19 protein-coding genes and 1 tRNA gene are annotated in these 23556 nt (G+C 71.8%); 14 read left to right on the top strand and 6 right to left on the bottom strand.

The genetic code is table 11. The annotated features are described in order from the left end of the window. The first annotated feature begins 9 nt into the window (after positions 1 to 9). The 4 genes from VB059_RS03710 (at position 10) to VB059_RS03695 (ending at position 3909) form a co-directional block, all read left to right on the top strand. Positions 10 to 1416: a sugar nucleotide-binding protein gene (locus VB059_RS03710; protein ID WP_416339491.1), complete on the top strand. Its 1407-nt coding sequence runs from the start codon at positions 10 to 12 to the stop codon at positions 1414 to 1416. Positions 1417 to 1478: 62 nt separating this feature from the next. Continuing rightward, complete coding sequence (locus VB059_RS03705; protein ID WP_323420680.1) at positions 1479 to 2039, top strand: hypothetical protein; 561 nt, start codon at positions 1479 to 1481, stop codon at positions 2037 to 2039. 182 nt (positions 2040 to 2221) lie between these two features. Further along, a complete protein-coding gene (locus VB059_RS03700) occupies positions 2222 to 2584 on the top strand; it encodes an RNA-binding S4 domain-containing protein (RefSeq protein ID WP_323420679.1) in 363 nt (120 codons plus the stop codon). An 86-nt stretch (positions 2585 to 2670) separates the two neighbouring features. Next, complete coding sequence (locus VB059_RS03695; RefSeq protein ID WP_323420678.1) at positions 2671 to 3909, top strand: glycosyltransferase 87 family protein; 1239 nt, start codon at positions 2671 to 2673, stop codon at positions 3907 to 3909. A 113-nt stretch (positions 3910 to 4022) separates the two neighbouring features. On the opposite strand, the gene VB059_RS03690 is transcribed toward VB059_RS03695, so the two are convergent. Then, positions 4023 to 4451 (bottom strand): Hsp20/alpha crystallin family protein, encoded by a 429-nt coding sequence (locus tag VB059_RS03690; protein ID WP_323420677.1) that lies wholly within the window; start codon positions 4449 to 4451, stop codon positions 4023 to 4025. 429 nt (positions 4452 to 4880) lie between these two features. On the opposite strand from VB059_RS03690, the gene topA reads away from it, so the two are divergent. The 8 genes from topA (at position 4881) to VB059_RS03650 (ending at position 16502) form a co-directional block, all read left to right on the top strand. Beyond that, positions 4881 to 7673, top strand: coding sequence for a type I DNA topoisomerase (topA, locus tag VB059_RS03685; protein ID WP_323420676.1), 2793 nt, complete (start codon positions 4881 to 4883; stop codon positions 7671 to 7673). Between the two features lie 187 nt (positions 7674 to 7860). Next, complete coding sequence (locus VB059_RS03680; protein ID WP_323420675.1) at positions 7861 to 9498, top strand: hypothetical protein; 1638 nt, start codon at positions 7861 to 7863, stop codon at positions 9496 to 9498. After that, complete coding sequence (gene tmk, locus VB059_RS03675; protein WP_323420674.1) at positions 9491 to 10144, top strand: dTMP kinase; 654 nt, start codon at positions 9491 to 9493, stop codon at positions 10142 to 10144. The genes VB059_RS03680 and tmk overlap by 8 nt, the downstream gene beginning before the upstream one ends. After that, a complete protein-coding gene (locus VB059_RS03670) occupies positions 10141 to 11340 on the top strand; it encodes a DNA polymerase III subunit delta' (protein WP_323420673.1) in 1200 nt (399 codons plus the stop codon). The genes tmk and VB059_RS03670 overlap by 4 nt, the downstream gene beginning before the upstream one ends. 116 nt (positions 11341 to 11456) lie before the next feature. Continuing rightward, positions 11457 to 12689, top strand: a complete 1233-nt coding sequence (locus tag VB059_RS03665; protein WP_323420672.1) for a DoxX family protein — start codon at positions 11457 to 11459, stop codon at positions 12687 to 12689. 467 nt (positions 12690 to 13156) lie between these two features. Next, positions 13157 to 13996: a regulatory iron-sulfur-containing complex subunit RicT gene (locus VB059_RS03660; RefSeq protein ID WP_323420671.1), complete on the top strand. Its 840-nt coding sequence runs from the start codon at positions 13157 to 13159 to the stop codon at positions 13994 to 13996. Between the two features lie 208 nt (positions 13997 to 14204). Then, positions 14205 to 14277 (top strand) — tRNA-Thr (locus VB059_RS03655). A gap of 407 nt (positions 14278 to 14684) precedes the next feature. Continuing rightward, positions 14685 to 16502, top strand: coding sequence for a polysaccharide deacetylase family protein (locus VB059_RS03650; RefSeq protein WP_323420670.1), 1818 nt, complete (start codon positions 14685 to 14687; stop codon positions 16500 to 16502). A 320-nt stretch (positions 16503 to 16822) separates the two neighbouring features. Here VB059_RS03650 and VB059_RS03645 read toward each other — a convergent pair whose 3' ends face one another. Further along, complete coding sequence (locus VB059_RS03645) at positions 16823 to 17581, bottom strand: transglycosylase family protein (RefSeq protein ID WP_323420669.1); 759 nt, start codon at positions 17579 to 17581, stop codon at positions 16823 to 16825. A gap of 178 nt (positions 17582 to 17759) precedes the next feature. Then, positions 17760 to 18227, bottom strand: coding sequence for a GatB/YqeY domain-containing protein (locus VB059_RS03640; protein WP_323420668.1), 468 nt, complete (start codon positions 18225 to 18227; stop codon positions 17760 to 17762). A gap of 160 nt (positions 18228 to 18387) precedes the next feature. Between VB059_RS03640 and VB059_RS03635 the strand changes: the two genes are divergently transcribed. Continuing rightward, positions 18388 to 19626, top strand: coding sequence for an NAD-dependent epimerase/dehydratase family protein (locus VB059_RS03635; protein WP_323420667.1), 1239 nt, complete (start codon positions 18388 to 18390; stop codon positions 19624 to 19626). An 18-nt stretch (positions 19627 to 19644) separates the two neighbouring features. Continuing rightward, positions 19645 to 20796: a glycosyltransferase gene (locus tag VB059_RS03630; RefSeq protein ID WP_323420666.1), complete on the top strand. Its 1152-nt coding sequence runs from the start codon at positions 19645 to 19647 to the stop codon at positions 20794 to 20796. 63 nt (positions 20797 to 20859) lie between these two features. Here the strand turns inward: VB059_RS03630 and VB059_RS03625 are convergent, their stop codons facing one another. The 3 genes from VB059_RS03625 to VB059_RS03615 all read right to left on the bottom strand — a co-directional run bounded on the left by VB059_RS03625 (position 20860) and on the right by VB059_RS03615 (position 23446). Continuing rightward, entirely contained in the window at positions 20860 to 21636 is a 777-nt protein-coding gene (locus VB059_RS03625; RefSeq protein ID WP_323420665.1) for a class III extradiol ring-cleavage dioxygenase, read from the bottom strand. A gap of 145 nt (positions 21637 to 21781) precedes the next feature. Then, positions 21782 to 22300: a SixA phosphatase family protein gene (locus tag VB059_RS03620; protein ID WP_323420664.1), complete on the bottom strand. Its 519-nt coding sequence runs from the start codon at positions 22298 to 22300 to the stop codon at positions 21782 to 21784. Between the two features lie 105 nt (positions 22301 to 22405). After that, complete coding sequence (locus VB059_RS03615; protein ID WP_323420663.1) at positions 22406 to 23446, bottom strand: site-specific DNA-methyltransferase; 1041 nt, start codon at positions 23444 to 23446, stop codon at positions 22406 to 22408. Between the last annotated feature and the right edge of the window lie 110 nt (positions 23447 to 23556).

The following is a 23556-nucleotide window of genomic DNA, read 5'->3' as shown; positions in this document are numbered from 1 at the left end:
CAGGGAGGTATGACGGTGGGGGAGTTGGGCATCCGCGGGACGGCGATCCCGGGGCTGTTGGTGATCGATCTGCAGGTCCACGGCGATGCCCGGGGCTGGTTCAAGGAGAACTGGCAGCGGGAGAAGATGACCACGCTGGGGCTGCCGGACTTCGGTCCGGTGCAGAACAACGTGTCGTTCAATCCGCAGGTCGGGGTGACCAGGGGGATCCACGCCGAGCCGTGGGACAAGCTGGTGTCGGTCGCCACCGGGCGGGCGTTCGGGGCCTGGGTCGATCTGCGGGCCGGCGCCTCGTTCGGCACCGTGGTGACGGTCGAGCTGGCCCCCGACACCGCGGTGTTCGTGCCGCGCGGGGTGGCGAACTCCTACCAGACCCTCGAGCCGGCCACCGCGTACTCCTATCTGGTCAACGACCACTGGAGCCCGCAGGCACGGGCCTCGTACACCTACGTCAACCTGGCCGACCCGCAGCTGGCCATCGGGTGGCCGATCCCGCTGGCGGATGCCGAGATCTCCGACGCCGACCGGCACCACCCGCTGCTGGCCGACGTGGTGGCGATGCCGCCGCGCCGCACGCTGGTCCTCGGCGCCAACGGCCAGCTCGGCCGCGCCCTCACCACGGCCCTGCCCGAGGCGGAGGCCTGGGGGCGTGACCGGTTCGACGTCACCGACCCGGGTGCGTACGACACGGTGCGGTGGGCCGACTACGACACGGTGATCAACGCCGCCGCCTACACCGAGGTCGACGCCGCCGAGACACCCCAGGGGCGCCGCGATGCCTGGGCCGCGAACGTCACTGCGGTCGGCCGATTGGCGAGCGTCGCGACCGAGCACCGGCTGACGCTGGTACACGTCTCCTCCGACTACGTCTTCGACGGCACCGCGCCGTGGCACGACGAGGACGAGCCGGTCAGCCCGCTCGGCGTGTACGGGCAGACCAAGGCGGCCGGCGAGGCGCTGGTCACGACCGTGCCGCGGCACTATCTGGTGCGGACCAGCTGGGTGATCGGCGACGGCCCGAACTTCGTCGCGACCATGGCCGGCCTCGCGGCCAGGGGCGTCACGCCCACCGTGGTCGACGACCAGTACGGACGCCTCACGTTCACCGACGAGCTCGCCGCCGGCATCGTCCACCTGCTGGCCGGCCGGCCGGCGTACGGCACCTACCACCTCACCGGTGCGGGGCCCGTCCAGTCCTGGGCCGACATCGCCGCCGACGTCTACGAGCTGTGTGGCCGCCCCCGGGCCGACGTCACCCCGGTCTCCACCGCCACGTACGCCGCCGGCAAGCAGACCGCTCCCCGTCCGCAGCACAGCGCGCTGTCCCTCGACAAGATCGCCGCCACCGGGTTCACCCCCCGACCGGTCGCGGAGTCGTTGCGGGCGTACCTGGCCGAGCTGACCCGGGCGGACTGATGGGTGTCCGGCGGCCCGCCCCGACGTCGCCGGACGGGCCGACGTCCCCGCCCCGTCGGGCGGTGCCCCGGCGCCGGCGGTGGGGCCGTACGGTCCTGGTGCTGGTCGGGCTCGGGCTGGTCCTGGTGGGCGTGTGGCTGGGCCTGTGCATCCGCTACGTCGCCCACCCGCGGATCGACCCGGTCGAGCACGTCGACGCGATGTACGTCATCGGCCCGGTGGAGACCCGCTGGCCCGAGGCGCTGGCCCGCGGTGACGAAGGGGTGGCCCCGGTGTTCCTGGCCACCCGGTCGCTCGACCCCGCCGGGACGTCCTATTTCCCGCCGGACTGCGGCGAGCAGCGCGCCGGCTACGTGGTCACCTGCGTCATCCCCGATCCGTACACCACCCGGGGTGAGGCCCGCCTGCTGGCCGAGCAGGTGCGTGAACACGGCTGGACCCACGTGGCGGTCTTCACCAGCACCGCCCACGTCGCCCGGACCCGGATGCTGATGGAGCGCTGCGTGCCCGCGCAGGTGAGCGTGTGGGACTATCCCCGCCGGCAGACGATCGTGGGCTGGCTCGGGGAGTTCGCCTACCAGTCCGGGGCATGGGTGAAGGCCCAGTTCATCCGGGGCTGCTGAGGCCCGGCGCTCCGCGTCCCCCGTGCCGAGCCCCGCGCGCCCGCTCACCGGGGTCGCCACCGGCACCAGCATCGACCGCGCCCCCGAGCACCGAGCGCTACGATGGCTCGATCACCGGATCGCGCCGGCGTGTCCGGCCGTCGGGACCAGCCCGTCGGCCCCCCGGACGAGAGGAGCCGTCCATGGCCCGTGTCGACTCCTGGCTGTGGGCCGTGCGGATCTACCGGACCCGCACGATGGCCGGCGATGCCTGCAAGGGCGGCCACGTACGGGTCAACGGGAGGCCGGCCAAGCCGGCGCAGGACGTCAGGCCCGGCGACCGGGTGGTGGTCCGCAGCCCCGGCTGGGACCGCGAGTTCGAGGTGGTCGACCCGATCACCAAGCGGGTCGGCGCCGCGATCGCGGTCAAGGCGTACGTCGACCACTCGCCGGAGCGCCCGGCGTACCTGTCCGCCGCCGTGGCCCGCCGGGACCGCGGCGCCGGCCGGCCGACCAAGAAGGACCGGCGTCAGCTCGACGAGCTCCGCGGCCGCCACGGCTTCTGACCGGCCCGCCACGGCTTCTGACCGGCTGTCCGGCGCCCGGGTGACACGATCCGGGTCCGCCGCCGGACGGGTGACAGGATGACGGCGTGGATGATCGACCTGCGCCCTCTCGAGGCTTCTGGATCGACCGGACGGCGAAGGTGGCCCTGCCGCTCCTCGCCGGGCTGGTGTCCTGGTTCGTCCCGCTGCTGTTCCAGGGCGGCTGGCCGCACGGCGGGATGGCCGACTTCGACATCTATGTGGCGGGCGCCCGGACCGCGCTGCAGGGCGGCGAGCTCTACCGCTCCGGCCCCGACGCGTTCGTCTATCCGCCGGTCGCCGCGCTGCTCTTCCTGCCCTTCACCCTCGGCCCGGTGATCGTCTGGAAACTGCTGTGGGCGGTCGCCGGCTGGGTCGGCATCATCGCCATCGTGCACCGCTCCGGGCTGCGCAGCTGGCGCGCCAGCGTGGTGGCCGCCGCCTGCATCGCCACCGCCGCCCCGGTCACCCTGGGCACCGAGCTGGGCCAGATCGAGCTGATCCTGACCTGCCTGGTGGTCCTCGACCTGGTCCCCGGGCCGCGGCTGTTCGGCCGCAAGCTGCTGCCGATCCCGGACGGCTGGATGGTCGGGCTGATGACCGCGATCAAACTCACCCCCGGGCTGTTCATCGTCCACCTGCTGATCAACCGCCGCTGGAAGCAGGCGATCACCGCCGCCGTGAGTGCCGCGGTGTTCACCCTGATCGGGTTCATCGCCTACCCGCAGCTGTCGATCTTCTACTGGCACCGGCTGCTCGTCACCCGATCGGTCGGCTTCGAGTCCGACCCGGTCTACATCGACAACCAGTCCTTCCAGGGCGCGGCCCTGCGGCTGTTCAAGCTGTCGTCGCTGGCCTCCGAGGTGGGCACGCTGCTGTCGGTCCTCACCATCGTGGTGGGCCTCACCGCAGCCTGGGCGCTGCTCCGACGGGGTCAGGAGGCCCCGGCCGTCGCGGTCATCGGCGTCTCCACCGCGCTGGCGTCACCGGTGTCGTGGACCCATCACTTCGTCTGGATCGTGCCGCTGGCGGTGGCCCTGGCGACGCACCACTCGACGCGACCGGTCGGCTTCGCCGGAGCGCTCTTCGTGCTCTGGGTGTGGATCGCCCCGTACCGGGTCCTGCCGGGCGGCGGGATGCTCGAGCTCGGCTACACCCGCCCGGAGGCGATCTTCAGCGCGATCACCCCGGTGCTCGGGCTGGTGCTGCTGGTCGCCTCGATGCTGGCCGGCTTCCGGCATCTGCCGCGGCGACACCGGGCCCCGGTCGGCGCGGCGGCCCCGCCGACACGACGATCCCCTCGGTGACGTACGACCGGCGTACGTCACCGAGGGGATCGGTCACGTGGTGGGCCTCAGGCCCGGGCGGTGAGGCCCAGGCCTGGGCGGTGGGACCCGGTTCTGGGTGGTAGGGGCAGGGCTCAGCCCTCGACGTTGCCCTCGAGCTGGCTGTCGGTCTTGTGGGCGACGGCGATCTTGCGCGGCTTGGCGGCCTCGGCCACCGGGATGGTCAGGATCAGCACCCCGTCGGTGTACTCGGCGTCGATGCTCTCGGCGGCCACGCCCTTGCCGAGGGTGAGCTGGCGGGCGAACGTGCCGACCGGACGCTCACGGCTGAGCCACTGGACGCTCTCGCCGGCCTGCGGCTTGCGCTCGGCGCGGATGGTCAGGGTGGAGTCGTCGAGGTCGACGTCGATGGTGGCCGGGTCGACACCCGGTAGGTCGATCCTGACGAAGTAGTTGTCGCCCTCGCGGTAGAGGTCCATCGGCATCGCGGTCGAGGCGGGCGTACGCAGCGCCTGGGTGAACAGCTGGTCGACGTCGCGGAACGGGTCGAAGGTACGAGCCATGATCGTGCATCTCCTGTGGCAGTGGAACAACAGAGCCTGATGGTCGCCGCCTGCCTGTTCGGCCACCATCGATGAGTACAACGCCGCCGGTCCGGACGGCTATTCCAGGATTTCGTAAAAGTTGAGTCAGGTACGCTCAACTTGCTGTGATCTCCCGGACACCACGTCGCGACGGGGCCCGGCGGCTCAGGACGTGGCCCGGGCGGCTCCGCACGTGGCCCCGGCGGCTGCTGCTGGGGGCCGCGGCGACCCGACGCATGGATCTCGGCGGCTCGGGGGCCGTTTCGCCGCGATGAACGGTGCTGGAGGTGTGGGCTATCGTGTGCCACGTCGTCGGACGCACTATCGCCGCCGGTCCGGACTCGGCCATGATGGCGCGCAGTCGGCCGGATCCGGGACGGGCCGGAGGCACAACAGGGAGAGGTAACCGTGGCGGGTCAGGAACTGGGGCACAGCCTGGTGATCGTGGAATCACCGACCAAGGCCACCAAGATCCAGGGATACCTGGGGCCGGGCTACGTCGTCGAGTCCAGCCGCGGGCACATCCGTGACCTGCCCACCGGTGCCGCCGAGGTCCCCGCCAAGTACAAGGGCGAGAAGTGGGCCCGCACCGGTGTCGACATCGAGGGCGGCTTCGTCCCGCTCTACGTCGTCGCGGCCGACAAGAAGGCGACCCTGCGCGGGCTGAAGGAAGCACTCAAGGGCGCCAAGGACGTCTACCTCGCCACCGACGGTGACCGCGAGGGCGAGGCGATCGCCTGGCACCTGCAGCAGGAGCTCCGGCCCAAGGTGCCGGTCCGCCGGATGGTGTTCCACGAGATCACCGAGGACGCCATCAAGGACGCCGTCTCCCACCCGCGCGACATCGACACCGATCTGGTCGACGCCCAGGAGACCCGTCGCATCCTCGACCGCCTGTACGGCTACGAGGTCTCCCCGGTGCTGTGGAAGAAGGTCATGCCGCGGCTGTCGGCGGGCCGGGTGCAGTCGGTCGCCACCCGGCTGGTCGTCGACCGGGAGCGGGAGCGGATCGCCTTCGGCTCCGCCGGCTACTGGGACCTCGAGGCCACCCTGGACGCCGGCGCCGACGCCGCACCGCAGACGTTCCCGGCCCGACTCACCACGGTCGACGGTCGGCGGGTCGCCCAGGGCCGCGACTTCGACTCCCACGGCACCCTCCAGCAGCCCACCGCCAAGGGCCGGCAGGCCGCCGAGCCGCTCGTCCACCTCGACGAGACCCGCGCCCGGGCGCTGGCCGCCGGTCTGGAGTCGACCCCGATGCGGGTCGTCTCGGTCGAGGCCAAGCCGTACGTCCGCCACCCGTACGCCCCGTTCCGCACCACCACGCTGCAGCAGGAGGCCGGTCGCAAGCTCGGCTTCACCTCCCAGCGGACCATGTCGGTCGCCCAGGAGCTGTACGAGGGTGGCTTCATCACCTACATGCGTACCGACTCCGTCGAGCTGTCCGGCGAGGCGATCCGGGCCGCCCGGGCCCAGGCCACCAAGCTCTACGGCCCCGACTACGTGCCGGCGAAGCCGCGGCTCTACACCTCCAAGGTGAAGAATGCCCAGGAGGCGCACGAGGCCATCCGCCCGGCCGGGTCGACCTTCCGTACGCCACGGGAGACCGGGCTGTCGGGTGACCGGTTCCGGCTCTACGAGCTGGTCTGGATGCGCACCGTCGCCTCCCAGATGACCGACGCCCGCGGCGAGTCGGTGGCGATCACCCTGGGGTCGACCGCGACCACCGGGGAGGCCTGCACCTTCGTCGCCCGCGGCCGCACCATCACCTTCCCCGGCTTCCTCAAGGCCTACGTCGAGTCGGTCGACGACGGGATGGCCGACGACTCCCAGCGCCGGCTGCCGCAGCTGGCCGAGGGCCGGTCGGTCGACGTCGCCCGGATCGAGGCCCAGGGCCACGAGACGAAGCCGCCGGCCCGCTACACCGAGCCGTCGCTGGTCGCCAAGCTCGAGGAGCTCGAGATCGGCCGGCCGTCGACGTACGCGTCGATCATCCGGACCATCACCAGCCGCGACTACGTGTTCAAGAAGGGCACCGCCCTGGTGCCGACCTGGCTCGCCTTCGCCGTCACCCGGCTGCTGGAGGAGCACTTCACCAAGCTGGTCGACTACGCCTTCACCGCCGAGATGGAGCAGGACCTCGACAAGATCGCCAGCGGCGAGGCCGAGCGGCTCCAGGTGCTGAACGACTTCTACTGGGGCGGTCAGCCGGGCTCCGACCACCTCGACCACGCCGGCCTGCACGATCTGGTCAACCAGCTCGGCGACATCGACGCCCGGGCGCTGTCGACCTTCCCGGTCGGCGACATGGACTCCGGCATCGTGGTGCGCGTCGGTCGCTACGGCACGTACGTGGAGGAGGTCGCCACCGAGAAGCGGGCGAACGTCGCCGACGAGCTGCCGCCCGACGAGCTGACCGTCGAGGTGGCCCGTGACCTGCTGTCGCGCCCGATGGGCGAGGAGCGGGCCCTGGGCCTGGACGCCGGGTCGGGGCACCCGATCGTGGCGAAGGCCGGCCGGTTCGGCCCGTACGTCACCGAGGTGCTGCCCGAGGACGCCGCCAAGGGCGCCAAGCCGCGGACCGCCTCGCTGTTCGCCTCGATGGACCTGCAGACGGTCACCCTCGACGATGCGCTCAAGCTGCTCTCCCTGCCGCGTACGGTCGGCACCGCCGAGGACGGCACGCAGATCACCGCGCAGAACGGCCGCTACGGCCCGTACCTGAAGAAGGGCACCGATTCCCGCTCGCTGGGGTCGGAGGACCAGATCTTCACCATCACGCTGGCCGAGGCCGAGGCGATCTACGCCCAGCCCAAGCAGCGTGGCCGGGCCGCGGCCAAGCCGCCGCTCAAGGAGCTGGGCCCCGACCCGGTCTCCGGCAAGCCGATGGTGGTCAAGGACGGCCGGTTCGGGGCGTACGTCACCGACGGCGAGACCAACGCGACGCTGCGCAGGACCGACGTCCTGGAATCGCTGACCCCGGAGCGGGGCGCCGAGCTGCTCGCCGAGAAGCGGGCCAAGGGCCCCTCGACGCGGAAGACCGCCGCGAAGAAGTCGACGGCGAAGAAGTCGACCGCGAAGAAGGCGGCAACAACGAAGAAGGCCGCCGCTTCGACGACCACGAAGGCCGCGACGGCTACGAAGGCGACGAAGAAGGCCGCTCCCCGGAAGACCGCCACGAAGCGGGCTGCCGGCGAGTAGGGCACGGCCGGGACCCGCGTCGGAGCGGGGATCGGCGTTGCGGGGGCGGCGGCGGAGCTGGCACGGAGCGGAGGGGCCGATATTCTCCGGGCGGTCCCGGGCGGTCCAGGGCGGTGCCGACATCCCCGGGGCGGCCCCCGGGCGGTGCAATAATGAACGATCCCGTCCGAGCCTGAAAGGCAGCACCGTGCGTCGCTACGAGATGCGTGACCTGGCCGCCGCGCCGCGCTTCGCGAACCCCGATGTCGATCTGGGCAACCCTGCGCTGGTCAGCCCCAGGCCCGCCGTCTGCGACCTCACCGTGCTCGACACGGCGGATCGGCGGCTGCTGCGGGCCGGCATCGTGCTGGCCCACCGCGCGACCGACGGGGTGGGGGAGTGGCTGATGGCCGCCCCCGGCTGGGCCCCCCAGCTGTCCGCCGAGTACGTCGAGGCGATGACCTCCGGGGAGGTGCCGGAGCGGATCCGCACCCTGCTCGCACCGTTCCTGCGACACGCCGGGCTGGTGCCGGTCGGCACCCAGCACCGCACCCGGACCACCTACCTGATCCGGACCGCCGAACGGGAACCGGTCGGATCGCTGATCGACGACGTGTTCGCCGTACGGCGCGACGGCACCCTGGTCACCCGCTACCGGGAGGTCGACATCGACACCGGCTCGATGTCGCGCGAACAGGTCGACTGGCTCGACGAGGCCCTGCACGGTGTCGGGGCGGTGCGGGTGGACCGCCACCTCTGCCTGCCCGACCGGCTCCGGGTGCTGATCGAGGAGGTGGCCGGTGAGGACCCCGCGGCCGTCGGGCCGGTCGACCTCGCCGCCGAGGGAGCCGTCGGTGCCGACGCCTCGATGGCGGACATCGTCGCGCGGTTCGTCGCCCAGGGCACCCGTCAGGTGCTGCTGGCCGATCTGAACGTACGGTCCGGGCGCACCCGCAAGGTGCAGCCGCTGGTCCGCGGCCTGCGGGCCTTCGCCGCCGAGCTGCCGGTGCTCGCCCCGGTGCTGCCGGCCGGGGACCTGGACGACCTGGTGGCCGCTCTGGGGGCCGCGGCGGACCGGCTCGACGGTGCCTTCGGCGAGGACCAGCAGGAGCTGCTCAACGGCGACGACTATTTGGGGATCTTCGAGTGGACCAGCGCCCTGGGCCGGCCCACCCTCGCCGAAGGGATCGGTCGTCGACCGGCGCGCGAGGAGATCGCCGAGATGGTCGCCGGCGCCACTCGCGTGATGCTGGCCACCGGCGAGGCGGCGCCCCAGGTCGCGGACGACTCCGGCTGGCACGCCGCGGCCCTCGCCGCGGACCGGCTCGTCTCCACCGCCGAGGTGGCCTCGTTGCTGGCCCCCAAGCAGGCCAGGAAGCTGCGCGACCGGGCCCGTGACCTCTACGACGAACTGGTCGGCTGCGACAACGAGGAGCTCGAGGCGCTGCGCGCCTCCCTGGAGGGCGCCTCCGTCGAGCAGGCCTTCGGCATCGGCCGGCAGTACGCCGATCTGGCCGAGAGCCGTACGGCTGCCCGGACCGGGTTCGTCGAGCACTGGCACAAGGCCGGCCGCAAGCTCCGGCGTGCCGGCGCCGAGCTGTTGGACCGCCTCGGTGCGGGCGACGTCGACATGTCCGGGCCCGGTGCGGCGGAGGCGCGTACGTCCGAGCCCGGTGCGGCCGAGGCGAACATGTCCGAGCCCGGCGCATCTGAACCCGGTGCAGCCGAGGGCACGCCCGGGACCGGTACAGCCGAGGACGCACCCGCGACCGGTACAGCCGAGGACAACCCTGAGCCCGGCACATCGCCGGCCGGGACCGACGGGGGCGGGACCGCCGATGAGTGAGGCCCGCGGTCTGTTCCTCGTCCTCGAAGGGGGCGACGGGGTCGGCAAGACCACCCAGGGCGGCCTGTTGGCCCGCCACCTGACCGACCACGGGTACGAGGTCGTGGTGACCCACGAGCCGGGCGACACCGCAGCCGGGGCGGTGATCCGCCACCTGCTGCTGGACCCGGCGACGGGTGATCTCGACCCCCGCGCCGAGGCCCTGCTCTACGCCGCGGACAAGGCCCAACACCTGGCCGAGGTGGTCCGGCCCGCCCTCGCCCGCGGGGCGATGGTGGTCTGCGACCGCTACGTCGACTCGATGCTGGCCTACCAGGGCGCCGGCCGGGTGCTCGACATGGACGAGGTCGCCGGCCTCGCCGACTGGGCCACCACCGGGCTGCATCCCGACCTCACCGTGCTGCTCGACCTCGACCCGGGCGAGGCGGTCGGCCGGATCGTCGAGAAGGATCGGCTGGAGGGCGCCGGGGACGACTTCCACCGCCGGGTGCGGGAGCAGTTCCTCGGGCTGGCCGCCGCCGACCCGGACCGCTACCTCGTCCTGCCGGCCCGGCACGACCGGGAGGACATCGCCGCCCGGATCGCGGCGGCGGTCGACGCCCTGCTCACCCGGATGTCTGCGCAACACGGGACACTGTCCTCGTGACCGATTCCGTGCACGCGACCACCGGCCGCACCACTCCGGCGGCGGACCAGGGGGTGTGGGCCGATCTCGTCGGCCAACAGGCCGCCATCGAGGTGCTGCGCCGCGCCGTCGTCGGTGCCGCCCACGCGATGACCCATGCCTGGCTGGTCACCGGCCCGCCCGGCTCGGGCCGCTCCAACGCCGCTCGCGCCTTCGCCGCTGGCCTGCAGTGCCCCGACGGGGGCTGCGGCGTCTGCCGTACCTGTCGTACGTCGCTGTCCGGGGCGCATCCGGACGTGACCCTGATCAGCACCGAGAAGCTCAGCATCGGCGTCGACCAGGTCCGGGAGTACGCCCGCCGGTCGATGATGGCTCCCACCGTCGGGCGCTGGCAGGTGATGATCGTCGAGGACGCCGACCGGATCACCGAGGCCGGTGCCAACGCGCTGTTGAAGAGCGTGGAGGAGCCGGCGCCGGCGACGGTGTGGATCCTCTGCGCCCCCACCCCCGAGGACGTCATCCCGACGATCCGGTCGCGCACCCGTGCGCTGACCCTGGCCACGCCCCGGGTGCGCGACGTCGCCGCCCTGCTGGAGCGTCGCGACGGGATCGATCCGACCACCGCCGATGCCGCTGCCCGGGCCGCGCAGGGCCACATCGGCCGGGCCCGGCACCTGGCCCGCGACGAGGCCGCCCGGCAGCGGCGCCGCGACGTGCTCCGCATCCCCAGCCACCTCGGCAGCCTCGGCGCCTGCCTGCGGGCCGCGACGACGCTGGTCGAGGCCGCCGCGGCGGAGGCCGGCGACCAGACCGCCGAGATCGAGGTGCGGGAGCGGGCCGCACTGGAACAGGCGCTCGGCGTGGGGACCCGCGGCGCCCGCCCCCGCAACACGGCAGCGGCCCTGAAGGAGCTCGAGGACGAGCAGCGGCTGCGGGTGAAGCGGCTCCAGCGCGACGCGATCGACCGCGCCCTGACCGAGCTCACCACGTGGTACCGCGACGTGCTGAGCGTCCAGCTGGGCACCGGGGCCGACCTGGTCAACGTCGAGCTCGCCGGTGCGGTCGCCGAGGAGGCGGCCCGGGCCACCCCGGACCGTACGATCGCCCGGATCGACGCGATCCTGGCCTGCCGCGAGGCGCTCGAGGGCAACGTCGCGCCCCAGCTGGCGGTGGAATCGATGCTGGTCAGCCTCGGTGCCGACGAGCCGCTCGACTGAACAGGGCGCGGTCGCGCCGGACCGGTGCGGCGACACTCCCGCGGGGATACCGGATTGCGGACCGTTCAGCGACCAGAATGGCCACGAATGTTCCCCCGACCCTGAGGACGTGAGCCGTGACTACTCGTGACCACGACGAGGCCGACGAGGCCGACGAGGCCGGCGCCGACGTCGACCGTCCCGAGGCGTTCGGCACCGACGACGAGAACGAGCCGACGGTGACCCGGCTCTCCCGTGCGGACCTGCGTCTCGACACCCGGGAGCCGACTGCGGAGCCGGCTTCGCGGCCGACGCCCCGGGAGCGTCCCGTCGTGCCGGGGACGATCGCCGCCGCCGGCCCGGACGCCGGGACGGTCGCCTTCGGCGAGGACGCCGGTGAGTCGACCCGACCGCTGGAGAAGGCGCCGATCCCTGCACCGGAGCCCGCCCGTCCCATCAGCCCCGCGGCCCCGGCCGCCTCTCCGGTGACCTCGGTCAGCCCGGCAACCCCGGTCAGCTCGGCAACTCCGGTCAGCTCGGCCACCCCGACCGGCCCCGCGACCCCGGTCAGCTCGGCCGGGCCCCTCATGGCGGAGGAGACCCCGGTTGCTTCCCCGGCGCCCCGGGCCGCCTCGCCCGCGACCCCGGCGGCCTCGCCGTCGACCGTGCCGCTCGTGGGGCCGCGACCGGCCGTACGGCCGATGCCGGCGTCCCCGGTCACGCCCCCGGCGCCGGCTCCCGGCCCGACCGTCCCGATGGCGGCTGCGGCGCCGTGGGGGCAGGAGCCCGAGGAGGACACCGACCGGGCCGCACTGCTCGCCGAACGCCGCGCCGACCGCGATCGCGCTCTCGGCAAGCGTCGTCCGCAGCCGACCCCGGCTGTCGTCGCGGACCCGCCGTCGACGAAGCTCGCCCGGACCACCGACCGCTTCCCGGTCGCCGCCGGGGTGTTTCTGCTGCGGCTGGCGGTGGCCGCCGTCCTGGGCATCCGCGGCGCCCAGCAGCTGATGGACATCCCTGGCACGATCGCGCTGTTCGCCGGCACCGCGCTGCCGTACCCGGAGATCTTCGCCTGGGTCACCTCGGCCGCCTCGGTCCTCATCGCGGTGGCGTTGGTGTTCGGCCTGGCCACCCGCGTCGCAGGTCTGGGTACGCTGCTGATCGGCGCCGGTGCACTGGTCTTCGTCTACTGGTGGAAGAGTCCGTTCGAGGCGGGAGTGGCCGGCTTCCACGGCGAGACCGAACTGCTGCTGGCGGTGCTGGGATGCTTCCTGCTGCTGTCCGGCGGCGGCAGCTGGGGCATCGACGCCGCCGTCCGCAAGGGCCGGCTGCAGCGCAAGGCGGACAAGCACAACGCCGAACTGATCTGACCCGGGCGCCGGAGCTGTGTCCCAGGACTGGGCCTGCTCCCGGGACGTGGGGTGCCCCGGGGCGTGGGGTGACCCGGACGATGCTTAGGAGGCGGGCTGATGGGTCAGGGGGGTGCCCCGGGGCGTGGGGAGGCCGCAGTCGCTGTGACGGTTGTCCTGTGACGGCTGGCGCCCGCTCAGACGCAGCGCCAGATACAGACGCTGCGCCAGATACAGACGCTGCGCCAGATAGCGTTCGCGACCGGATTTCCAGACGCGAATGCACATCTACGGTCGCGTTTGGCCCAGGGGCCCGGGCCAACGCCTTGGGCCGGGGCAGGATGGAAGCCACCGCCTGCGGCACGGCCCAAGGCCACGAACCAGCGCCAAGGCCACGAACCAGCGCCAAGGCCACGAACCAGTGCCAAGGCCACGAACCAGCGCCAAGGCCACGACCGGGGCCTCCCCGGACCGTCTAGGCTTGCTCCGTGCAACAGGTGATGGCGGTCACGTTCGAGAAGCATGGTCAGCTCCACTACGTGGACCCGGCCGGGCATCGAGTGTCCGTGGGGGACCACGTCATGGTCCCCACCGACGAAGGCCCGGAGGTGGCCCAGTGCGTCTGGGCCCCGGAGGGGGTCGTCCAGGCCGACTTCGGTGAGTTGCCGGTCTGCCAGGGCCTGGCGACCGAGGCGGACCTGGCCCGGGACAAGGCCAACCGCCGGTTCCGGGCCCAGGCCCGGCTTGTGGTGAACCGGTTGGTCCGGATGCACGAGCTGCCGATGAAGGTGGTCGGGCTGGACTACCTGGACCGGTCCGCGGAGTTCGACCGCGAGGTCATCGTCTATTTCACCGCCCCCCACCGGGTCGATTTCCGCCAGCTCGTCCGTGACCTGGCCAAGACCCTCCAGGCGCGGATCGACCTGCGTCAGATCGGAGCCCGGGACGCGACCCGGGTGACCGGTGGGATCGGCAGCTGTGGGCGAGACCTGTGCTGCTCCACCCATCTCAGCCGTTTCGAACCGATCGGGATGCGCCTCGCCAAGGACCAGGACCTCCCCTCGAACCCGCTGCGGGTGCAGGGTGCCTGTGGGCGGCTGATGTGCTGCCTCAAGTACGAGCACCCGCTCTACCAGGACTTCATCAGGAAGGCCCCGAAGGTCGGTTCCCGGGTCCGCACCCCCGAGGGTGAGGGCCGTGTGATCGCACACTCCGTTCCGTCGGACTCCGTGGTCGTCCGGGTCGACGGCACCGGTGAGGTGACCCGCTGCCCCCAGGCCGACGTCTGCCCGGCCCGACGCGCGTACGAGTCGCGGCCCAAGGACTGAACCCGCGCGTACGGGCCCGACACGGTACCGACAGGTACAGACCGACACACGGACCGACACGTACGAGTCCGGCGTGTGGGGGCCCGGTCCGTACGAGCCTGGCACATCCGGACCACGCGGTCGGGGGCCGATGGGCCTCGATTGGAGCTCCGTCGCGGTGGCCGCTATAGTTGTCGCTTGTCCGCCCGGGCTTGGCCCTCGGTGGTCGGCCACCTTAGCTCAGTAGGTAGAGCGACGCTCTCGTAAAGCGTAGGTCACCGGTTCGATTCCGGTAGGTGGCTCCCTTGGTACCGGTAGGTGGCGCCCCTGAGGCATCCCAGCAGCCGCTGCCGCGCCGGCCGGCCACGTTCCGCGCCAGTCGGCCACGTTTCATGTCAGCCGCATTTTGCGCCGGCCACGTCCATGTCAGCCGCTGCCGCGCCGCCACGTTCCGTGCCGGGTGCATTCCGCGATTCGCGGTCTTCCCCGATCGCCTGTGAGCCGGGCCGGGCTGCCCTAGCCTTGTGCTCAACCAGGGAGCAGCGATGTAGGGGAACCCGACAGCCCTGGGGCCACGAGGGGGGCAGATGCCATGAAGGCTGGACGTCGTCGGCCGGGAGTCCTGGCAGCAGCCTTGTTCCTGGGAATGTCGTTGCCGCTGGGGGAGTATCCGGTTGCGTACGGCGCTCCGGCATCACCGGAGCCGACCGTGACGACCGCCCCCGCGACCGGTGCGGCGACCCCGGCTCCTGCGCCCGCCGCGGCCCCCACCACGACGGCCCCCACCGTGAAGGCGCCGGCCACCAAGGCCCCGGCCACCACCGCGCCGACCACCACGGCGCCGGGGCCGGCGGCCTCCACGCCGGCGGTGCCGCCGACGTCGGGTGCTGCTCGTGCCCCGTCGCCCGCCCTCGCGGCTCCGCCGTCGCCCGCCGTCACGGCGGCAACGACCGGGCCCGAGGCCATCGCCGCCAAAGCCGCCAGTGACGCCGACTTCGTCGGCTCCGCGGTGTCGACGGTGAAATGTGGCCTGGTGAACGACGGCTGCCTGCAGACGTACCAGTCGGCCACGATCTACTGGTCACCGGCGACCGGCGCCCACTGGGCCCGGGGCGGGATCCTCAACGCGTGGGGGCGCAATCGCTGGGAGGCGGGCCCGCTCGGCTATCCGGTGACCGACGAGAGCTGCGGGCTGGGCCGGGGCGGATGCCGGCAGGACTTCGAGAACGGGGCGATGTTCTGGTCGCCGGCCTCGGATGCTCATTGGGTGGGAGGTGCGATCCGGACGAAGTGGGAGAGCGCAGGGGGCGAGGACAGTTTCCTGGGGTATCCGACGTCGGATCAGTACTGCGGTCTGGTGCGCAGTGGCTGTGGGGCGCACTTCCAGGGTGGCCTGGTGTACTGGTCGCCGTCGACCGGCGCCCACTGGATCGTGGGCGGCATCGGCGGAGCCTGGGGACGCAACCGTTGGGAGACGGGCCCCTTGGGCTATCCGGTGAGTGACGAATGGTGCGGGCTGGGCCGGGGCGGATGCCGGCAGGACTTCGAGAACGGGGCGATGTTCTGGTCGCCGGCCTCGGATGCTCATTGGGTGGGAGGTGCGATCCGGGCGAAGTGGGAGAGCGCAGGGGGCGAGGACAGTTTCCTGGGGTATCCGACGTCGGATCAGTACTGCGGTCTGGTGCGCAGTGGCTGTGGGGCGCACTTCCAAGGTGGCCTGATGTACTGGTCACCCAAGACCGACGCGCATTGGATCGTCGGCGCCATCAGCGGTGAGTGGGGCCGGAACAGCTGGGAGACCGGGCGCTACGGCTACCCGACCTCCGACGAACAATGCCGGACCGGCAGCGGCGGCGGGACCCTGTGCCGGCAGAGCTTCGAGAACGGCACCATCAAGTGGCGCAACGACATCGGCATCATCGACTGCTCCCGACTGAAGTGCATGGTCCTCACCTTCGATGACGGTCCCAGCCAGCACACCAGCCGGCTCGTCGACCTGCTGGATGCGAACAACGTGCAGGCGACCTTCTTCGTCGTCGGGCAGAACGTCGTCAACTTCCCGGCGACCACACAACGGTCCTTCGCCAACGGCAACGAGATCATGAACCACAGCTGGGACCACCCGGACCTCGCCACCCTCGGACCCGCCGAGGTCGCCTCCGAGCTGTCGCAGACGTCGAATGCGATCGAGTCCATCGTCGGCGTACGACCGAAACTGATGAGGCCGCCCTACGGGTCGTACAACGCCACCGTGACCTCGGCCGCCGGACAGCAGGGCATGTCGGTCATCCTCTGGAATGTCGAGACCTCCGACTGGTCCGTCCAGGTCACCTCGGCGGTCATCGACAATGCGACCTCGCGCGCACAGCCGGGAGGGATCGTCCTGATGCACGATCTGTACCCGACCACGGTGGACGCGGTTCCCACCATCATCTCCAACCTCAAGGCGCGCGGTTACGCCCTGGTCACGGTCTCGGACCTGCTCGGCCCCACCCCGCCCGGGCAGGTCTACGTGGGCCGTCTCTGACGGTGCGCCCGTGCGTGGCGGTGCTCCCGTTGCGAGGGCGCTCCCGTCATGACAGTCCACTCGTAACGACGGTACGCCGGCAAGACGGTACGCCCGCAGAGGCCAGGAAGACCAAGGAGGCCCGCTCCCGGAATGGGGGCGGGCCTCCTGGCATGCCGGTCCCCCGGTACGGGGGTCACCCGGCGTGGTGTCGTCACCCCGGTACGGGGGCCACCCGGCGTGGTGTCGTCACCAAGCACAGTCGTCACCCGGCAGGATCCGGCGACCGTGGTGGCCGGATGGCGTACGGGAATCCGTGCGGTGAGCGCGGAGCCGATCAGCTACACGCCGGCCTTGGCCGAACACACCGGCCAGGCACCCCAGCCCTGGGCGGCCTGGACGCGCTGGGCCACGGCGATCTGCTGCTCGCGGCTCGCGTTGCTCGCCGAGCCGGTGCCGCCGTACGCTGCCCAGGTCGACGGGGTGAACTGCAGGCCACCGGAGAAGCCGTTGCCGGTGTTGATGGACCAGTTGCCGCCGGACTCGCACTGGGCGATCCGGTCCCACACGGTGGAGCCGGCGGCGGAGGTCGTGGCGGACGAGGTCCGCTTCGTCGACGTGGTCGAGGCCTTGGTGTGCGACGTGGTCGTCGCCTTGGTGCCGGACCGGTGCGAGGACGTCGCCGCCTGCTTCGAGGTGCTCGAGGAGGTCGGCGCCACTGTCGTGGTGGTCGGCTGGGTCAGGTAGTGGGTGTACACCCAGCGGTGCTTGCCCTGGTAGTTGATCTGCGTCCAGTGCTCGGTCGTCGCCCCGGTCAGCGTGACCTTCGTGCCCTTGGGCAGGGTGGTGAGCCGGGTGGAGTCGATCGAGGCACCGGTGCGGACGTTGAGGTTCGCGGTCGTGTACGCGACGCGTACGGTCCTCCCGGTCGCGCTCGAGGACGATGTGCCGCCGGACGCCTTCGTGGTGGATGCCGTGCTGACCGCGGCGGTCGACCGGGACGGCGTCTGGGCGTGGGCGGAGGCGGCCGGCACGCTGATGGCGAGCGCGGACAGCCCGACCAGGGCGCCGAGGGTACGAGTCATGGTCTTGCTGGTCATGTTCCTCCCGGAGATCCGGATGGGGGTCGTGCGGACGTCCACGACACTAAGCAATGATCACGGAAAGATAAAGCCCAGATCACGAACGGGTAACGTCGCGGCGTCCCGCCGGGGACGGCAGAACCCCGGCGGAACGTGGATCCGCCGGGGTTCTGTGAGATACGTCACGCGTGGGGTGTCAGGCCTGCAGTCGGCCCTTCACCATGCCGGCGACGGCGCCACCGTCGAAGCGGCCGGCGATCCTCGCGTTGACCGCCTTCATGATGGCGCCCATCTGCTTCATCGTCGGCGCGGTCCCGGTCTCCGCCTCGATGGCGGCGAACTCGGCGTCGATCAGCGCCCCGACCTCCTCGGCGGTCAGCGGCCGGGGGAGGTAGGCCTGGAGGATCTCGGCCTCGGCGGTCTCCTTGTCGACCAGGTCCTGACGGCCGGCCCGGCCGTACGTCTCGGCGGAGTCGCGGCGCTGGCGCACCTCCTTGACGATCAGCTTCTGCTCCTCCTCGGCGGTCAGGTCGTGGGCGGTGCCCTCCACCTCGGCGTTGCCGATCGCGGCCAGGGCCATCCGGATCGTGCCCAGCCGCTGCTGGTCATGGGCCTTCATGGCGACCTTCATGTCCGCGCGCAGTCGGTCCTTGAGTTCTGCCATCGTCTGCTTCTTCTTCCTTCGTGGCGTCCGGTGTACCCCTCATCCTGTCACGCAAGGTGGCGGCCCGTGCGGGCCACGACGGCGCGGAACGACGGGGGCCGTGGGTTATCGTGGGGCGAGCAGCCGGTGGATCCGTGGCCGGCGTACACCTGGAGGCGTTGTGAAAGTTCTGGTCCTCGGCGGCGACGGTTTCTGTGGCTGGCCGACCGCACTGCACCTGTCCGACAGGGGCGATGAGGTCGTCATCGTCGACAACCTGTCCCGCCGCGCGATCGACCAGGAGCTGGGGGCCGAGTCGCTCACCCCGATCGCCTCGGTCGAGGACCGACTGGCGGCCTGGCGTGAGGTGTCGGGCAAGGAGGTCCGGTTCCGCGACGTCGACCTGGCCCAGGACTACGACGGCCTGCTGACCCTGCTCGAGCTCGAGCGGCCCGACGCGGTGGTGCACTTCGCCGAGCAGCGTTCCGCCCCGTACTCCATGAAGGACTCCGGGCACAAGCGCTACACGGTCGACAACAACGTGAACGCCACCCACAACCTGCTCGCCGCGGTGGTGGAGTCCGGGCTGGACATCCACATCGTCCACCTCGGCACGATGGGTGTGTACGGCTACGGCACCGCCGGGATGGAGATCCCCGAGGGCTACCTGGACATCGAGATCCCGCGCCAGGACGGCGGCGAGCCGGTCAAGCAGCAGATCCTCTACCCGACGAATCCGGGCTCGGTCTACCACATGACCAAGACCCTCGACCAGCTGCTCTTCGCCTACTACGTGAAGAACGACCGGCTCCGGGTCACCGACCTGCACCAGGGCATCGTCTGGGGCACCAACACCCCCGAGACCAAGCGCGACGAGCGTCTGGTCAACCGCTTCGACTACGACGGTGACTACGGCACCGTGCTCAACCGCTTCCTGATGCAGGCCGCGGTCGGCTACCCGCTGACGGTGCACGGCACCGGTGGCCAGACCCGCGCGTTCATCCACATCGTCGACACCACCAAGTGCGTCGCGATGGCGCTGGACAACCCGCCGGCCCGCGGCGAGCGGGTGAAGATCCTCAACCAGCAGGCGGAGACGCTGCGGGTGCGGGACCTGGCGGCGAAGGTGGCCGCGATGACCGGCGCCGAGCTGGCACTGGTCCCGGACCCCCGCAAGGAGGACCAGGAGAACGAACTGCGTGTCGCACACGACACCTTCCTGTCGTACGGCTGGCAGCCGATCACCCTCGACGACGGGCTGATGATGGAGGTCACCGAGATCGCCCGCCGCTACGGCGACCGCTGTGACACGTCCAAGATCCCGGCCCGTTCGCTGTGGACCAAGGAGCAGCGGGCCGGCGTTCCGGAGGGCTACGAGGCGGACCTGCCGGACAGCCGGGAGGCCGGCGTCCGGGCCTGATCCAGCTGCTCCACCACTGTGCGCATCGCCATCTTCACCGAGGTCTTCCTGCCGAAGATCGACGGCGTCGTCACCCGGCTGGTCCGGACGATCGAGCAGCTGAGCGACCTCGGCCAGGAGGTCGTGATCTTCTCCCCCGGGTCGGACCTGGAGGAGTTCTGCGGCTACCCGGTGGTGCGGGTCCGGTCGGCGCAACTGCGTCCGTGGTACCCGGAGATCCATGTCGGCCTGCCGACCCCGCGGATCGCCCGGACCCTGGAGGAGTTCACCCCCGACGTCGTGCACGCCGTCAACCCGGTGGCGCTGGCGGCGTACGGGGTGCTCTCCGGCAAGCGACGCAACATCCCGCTGCTGGCGTCGTTCCACACCGACCTGCCGAAGTACACCGAGGCGATGGATCTCGGCTTCCTGCAGAACTTCGCCAAGCGCTACATCGGCGGGCTGCACAACCTGGCCGATATGAACCTGTGCACTTCCCCGCAGATGGTCGATGCGGCCCGGGCGATCGGGATCCGGCGGGTCAAGCTGTGGCCGAAGGCCGTCGACACGGTGATGTACCACCCGGACAAGCGCAGCGCCGCGATGCGGGCCCGGCTGACCGACGGCCATCCGGAGCAGCCGCTGGTGGTGTACGTGGGGCGGATCGCCCCGGAGAAGAAGCTCGAGGTGCTGCGCCGGGCCCTCGACCGGATGCCCGGGGTGCGCCTGGCGATTGTCGGGTCGGGCCCGGCGCGTGCCCAGCTGGAGCAGGACTTCGCCGGCACCCCCACCGTCTTCACCGGCTACATGAGCGGGGAGGACCTGGCGGCGGCGTACGCCTCGGCCGACGTGTTCGCTTTCCCGTCCACCACCGAGACGCTCGGGCTGGTGGCGCTGGAGTCGATGGCCAGCGGGGTCCCGGTGGTCGGGGCCCGGGCCGGCGGCATCCCCGACGTCATCGCCGACGGGGAGAACGGCTTCCTGTTCAGTCCCGGCGACGCCCAGGAGCTCGCCGACCAGGTGATGCTGCTGGTGAACGACCCCGAGCTGCGGCACCGGTTCGCCGCAGCGGGACGCGCCGAGACCGAGAAGTGGGGCTGGCGGGCCGCCACCGAGCGACTGCTGGACTACTACCAGCACGCCCAGGAGATCCACTGGCGGGCCTGGCGCAACCGGCAGTACAGCGACTGACGCCGCCGGCCGAGGTCCGGGCTCGCCGGCGGTATCAGCCGAGGTCCGGGCTCGCCGGCAGTGTCAGCCGAAGGTCCAGGATCTTTTCGACAGGCCGAGCCAGGTGCCCTCGATCTCGGTGGCGCCCTGCTCGTCGCCGGTGTCGCTCACCGCGCCGAGGATGGCGTGGATCGGGGCCCAGTGCTCGGTGCGGGGGTGGGCGATCCGGGCCTCGGGGGCCTGCGTCGCGAAGTCGAGGACCGCGTCCACGTCGCCGTGGGTCACCGCGTCGGCGGCCCAGGCGTCGAACTCGGCCAGTTGCGGCAGCGGCGGGGCGTCGACGTACGGCGTCAGCGCCCGCAGGTTGTGCGTGGTGAAGCCGGAGCCGACGATGAGCACGCCCTGGTCGCGCAGCGGCGCCAGCTGTCTGCCGAGGGCGAAGAGCCGGCGCGGGTCGAGGGTGGGCAGCGAGAGCTGCAGCACCGGGACGTCGGCCTGCGGGTACATCTCCACCAGCGGGACGTACGCCCCGTGGTCGAGGCCGCGGGTCTGGTCCGCCTGCACCTCGGTGGTGGCGTCGAGCAGGCCGCTGACGGTCCGCGCCAGGTCCGGGGCGGTGGGCGCGTCGTACGTCACCGTGGAGTACTTCTCCGGAAAGCCCCAGAAGTCGTGCACCAGGGGCGCGCCGACCGTCGAGGACACCGTGACCGGTGCCTGCTCCCAGTGGGCGGAGATCATCAGGATCGCCTCGGGGTGGGGCAGCTTGCGCGCCCAGGCGTTCAGCTGGTGCGGCCAGACGGGGTCATCGGCGAGCGGCGGGGCGCCGTGGCTGAGGAAGATGGCGGGCATGCGAGCGGGCATGTCCCCAGCCTAGCTTTTAGTTCAACATTCAATAAGAGTGGAGGTGCAGGACGGCACGCCGCTGTGCCGGGATGAGGCGCCGGGGCGGGGAGGGCCTGAGCTGGGAGGACGCCCCGGCGCGGGAGAGGGTGTCGGCCCCGGGGGGTCAGTCCACCCGGGCGTGGGTCAGCCGGGCCCGGTCCAGATCGTGCCAGGTGCCGTCGAACTCCAGTCGGACGATCGTGGCGGGCGGGAACCGCTCGGCGATGGTGCCCTTCGCCGCATGGTCGGACTCCGCGGGCTCGATCAGGTCCCCGGCGAGGGCCGGGATGCCCGGGGCATGGCCGACCACGAGGAGCGTACGGACGCCCTCGTCGACCGTACGCAGCTCGGAGAGGATGTGGTCGGCGCCGGAGTTGTAGAGCTCCCACAGGTGGCTGGTCGGTGCGTCCAGCCCGAGATCCTCCAGGGTCTGCCGGGTGCGGACCGCCTCGGAGCACAGTGCCAGGTCGATCGGATCGCCGCGCCGGGCCAGCCAGCGGCCGACCGCGTGCGCCTGCCGATGGCCGCGGGCGGTCAGCTCGCGCCGGTCGTCGGTCTCGCCGGCCCGGAGCACCTCGGCCTTCGCGTGTCGCAGGAGGTAGAGGACGTGTGCGGCGGGGGCCGCGGCGGAGCGCTTCTCCATGCGGGCCAGCCTACTGGGCGGGCATCGCCACGGCGCCCGGCTCACCCGACGGGGCGTCTCCGGGGTGCCCGGCTCACCCGACCGGGCGTCTCCGGGGTGCCCGGCTCACCCGAGCGGGTCGGTGAGGGGCTTCACCGCGACCAGCACGTCGCGCTGGATGGAGGCGTCCACCCGGTGCTCGAAGTCGCGCCAGGGCCCCTCGTCCAGCACCACCAGGCCGGCGTCCCCGACCATGGCGACCAGGTCGGCGCGGTCCAGTCCATGGGTGTTCCAGGCCAGGCCCAGGGCGCCGCCGTCCTTGAGCTGGTGGGCCCAGACCCCGATCGAGCCCTTCAGCAGGCCCGCGGGGGACCGGTCGCGCTTCCCGGTGGTCCCGACCACATCGGAGCGGGAGCCGTGGACGACACCGTACGGGGCGTCGGTGACCACCGCGTCGAAGCGGCGCTTGCCCCACAGCTTCGCCGACGCCCGGGTGTCGCCGGTGAACACCCCCATCGTCAGGTCCCGGTCGGCGAGGTGGACGGTCGCCTCGAACTTGCGGCCCAGGCTCTTGCCCTCGCGCCGGACCGGGACCAGGTCGGCCTTGTGCTTGAGCCGCTTGCGGCGCAGGTAGGTCTTGAGGAAGGCCGAGAGCTGCTCGACGGCCTTCTCCTCGACCTCCACCCCGGCGGCATTGAGCCCGGCCGTCCACGCGGTGGTGAGGGTCGTGCCGCGTCCGCAGAGCGGGTCCAGCACCGTCGAGTGCTCGTCCAGCGGGCGTCGGACGGCGGCCAGGGTGATGTTCAGCAGCAACCGGGTGAACTGTTCGTTCGTCTTGCCCTGGTACTTCGGGATGGTCAGCAGGTCGTCCTCGAACAGATCCGGGTCGGCGACCTCGATCGGCCGCAGCAGGCCGTCCGGCAACTCCTCGAACAGTGCCAGGAACGTCGACTGGCGCCCGATCAGCCGTAGCGCCTCCGTACGTTCCGGCGCCGGGCCCTCCAGCGCGTCGGTCTCGAACCCCAGGTAGGTGACCCCGGCCAGGGACCGCGGGGCCACCTCCCGGGCGCCGGGGGCGCAGACCGCCAGTTCGGCGGCGGCCAGGGTCATGGCGTGGGCGGCGTACACCCGGTTGGCACCCGGATTGGCGAGCATGAGCAGACGCATGGGATGCATGATCCCACGGCCGTGCCGGGCACCGGCGCGCCGCTCGCACCGGGCACGTGCGGAGTAGGGTGACGTCGGCTGATGGTTCCTGCCCGGTCACGTGGGTGCGG

The sequence above is a fragment of the Raineyella sp. genome (genome assembly GCF_034933565.1).
Taxonomy (GTDB): domain Bacteria; phylum Actinomycetota; class Actinomycetes; order Propionibacteriales; family Propionibacteriaceae; genus Raineyella.
The sequence above is the reverse complement of the archived record's forward strand: the minus strand, read 5'-3'. Positions and strand labels throughout refer to the sequence as shown.

Bases quoted from the DNA above. Each gene is read 5' to 3' on its own strand.
- VB059_RS03625 (WP_323420665.1), bottom strand. From the start codon at position 21,636: ATGCCCGCTCGCATGCCCGCCATCTTCCTCAGCCACGGCGCCCCGCCG.
- VB059_RS03620 (WP_323420664.1), bottom strand. From the start codon at position 22,300: ATGGAGAAGCGCTCCGCCGCGGCCCCCGCCGCACACGTCCTCTACCTC.
- tmk (WP_323420674.1), top strand. From the start codon at position 9,491: ATGAGTGAGGCCCGCGGTCTGTTCCTCGTCCTCGAAGGGGGCGACGGG.
- VB059_RS03615 (WP_323420663.1), bottom strand. From the start codon at position 23,446: ATGCGTCTGCTCATGCTCGCCAATCCGGGTGCCAACCGGGTGTACGCC.
- VB059_RS03690 (WP_323420677.1), bottom strand. From the start codon at position 4,451: ATGGCTCGTACCTTCGACCCGTTCCGCGACGTCGACCAGCTGTTCACC.
- VB059_RS03700 (WP_323420679.1), top strand. From the start codon at position 2,222: ATGGCCCGTGTCGACTCCTGGCTGTGGGCCGTGCGGATCTACCGGACC.
- VB059_RS03640 (WP_323420668.1), bottom strand. From the start codon at position 18,227: ATGGCAGAACTCAAGGACCGACTGCGCGCGGACATGAAGGTCGCCATG.
- VB059_RS03645 (WP_323420669.1), bottom strand. From the start codon at position 17,581: ATGACCAGCAAGACCATGACTCGTACCCTCGGCGCCCTGGTCGGGCTG.
- VB059_RS03710 (WP_416339491.1), top strand. From the start codon at position 10: ATGACGGTGGGGGAGTTGGGCATCCGCGGGACGGCGATCCCGGGGCTG.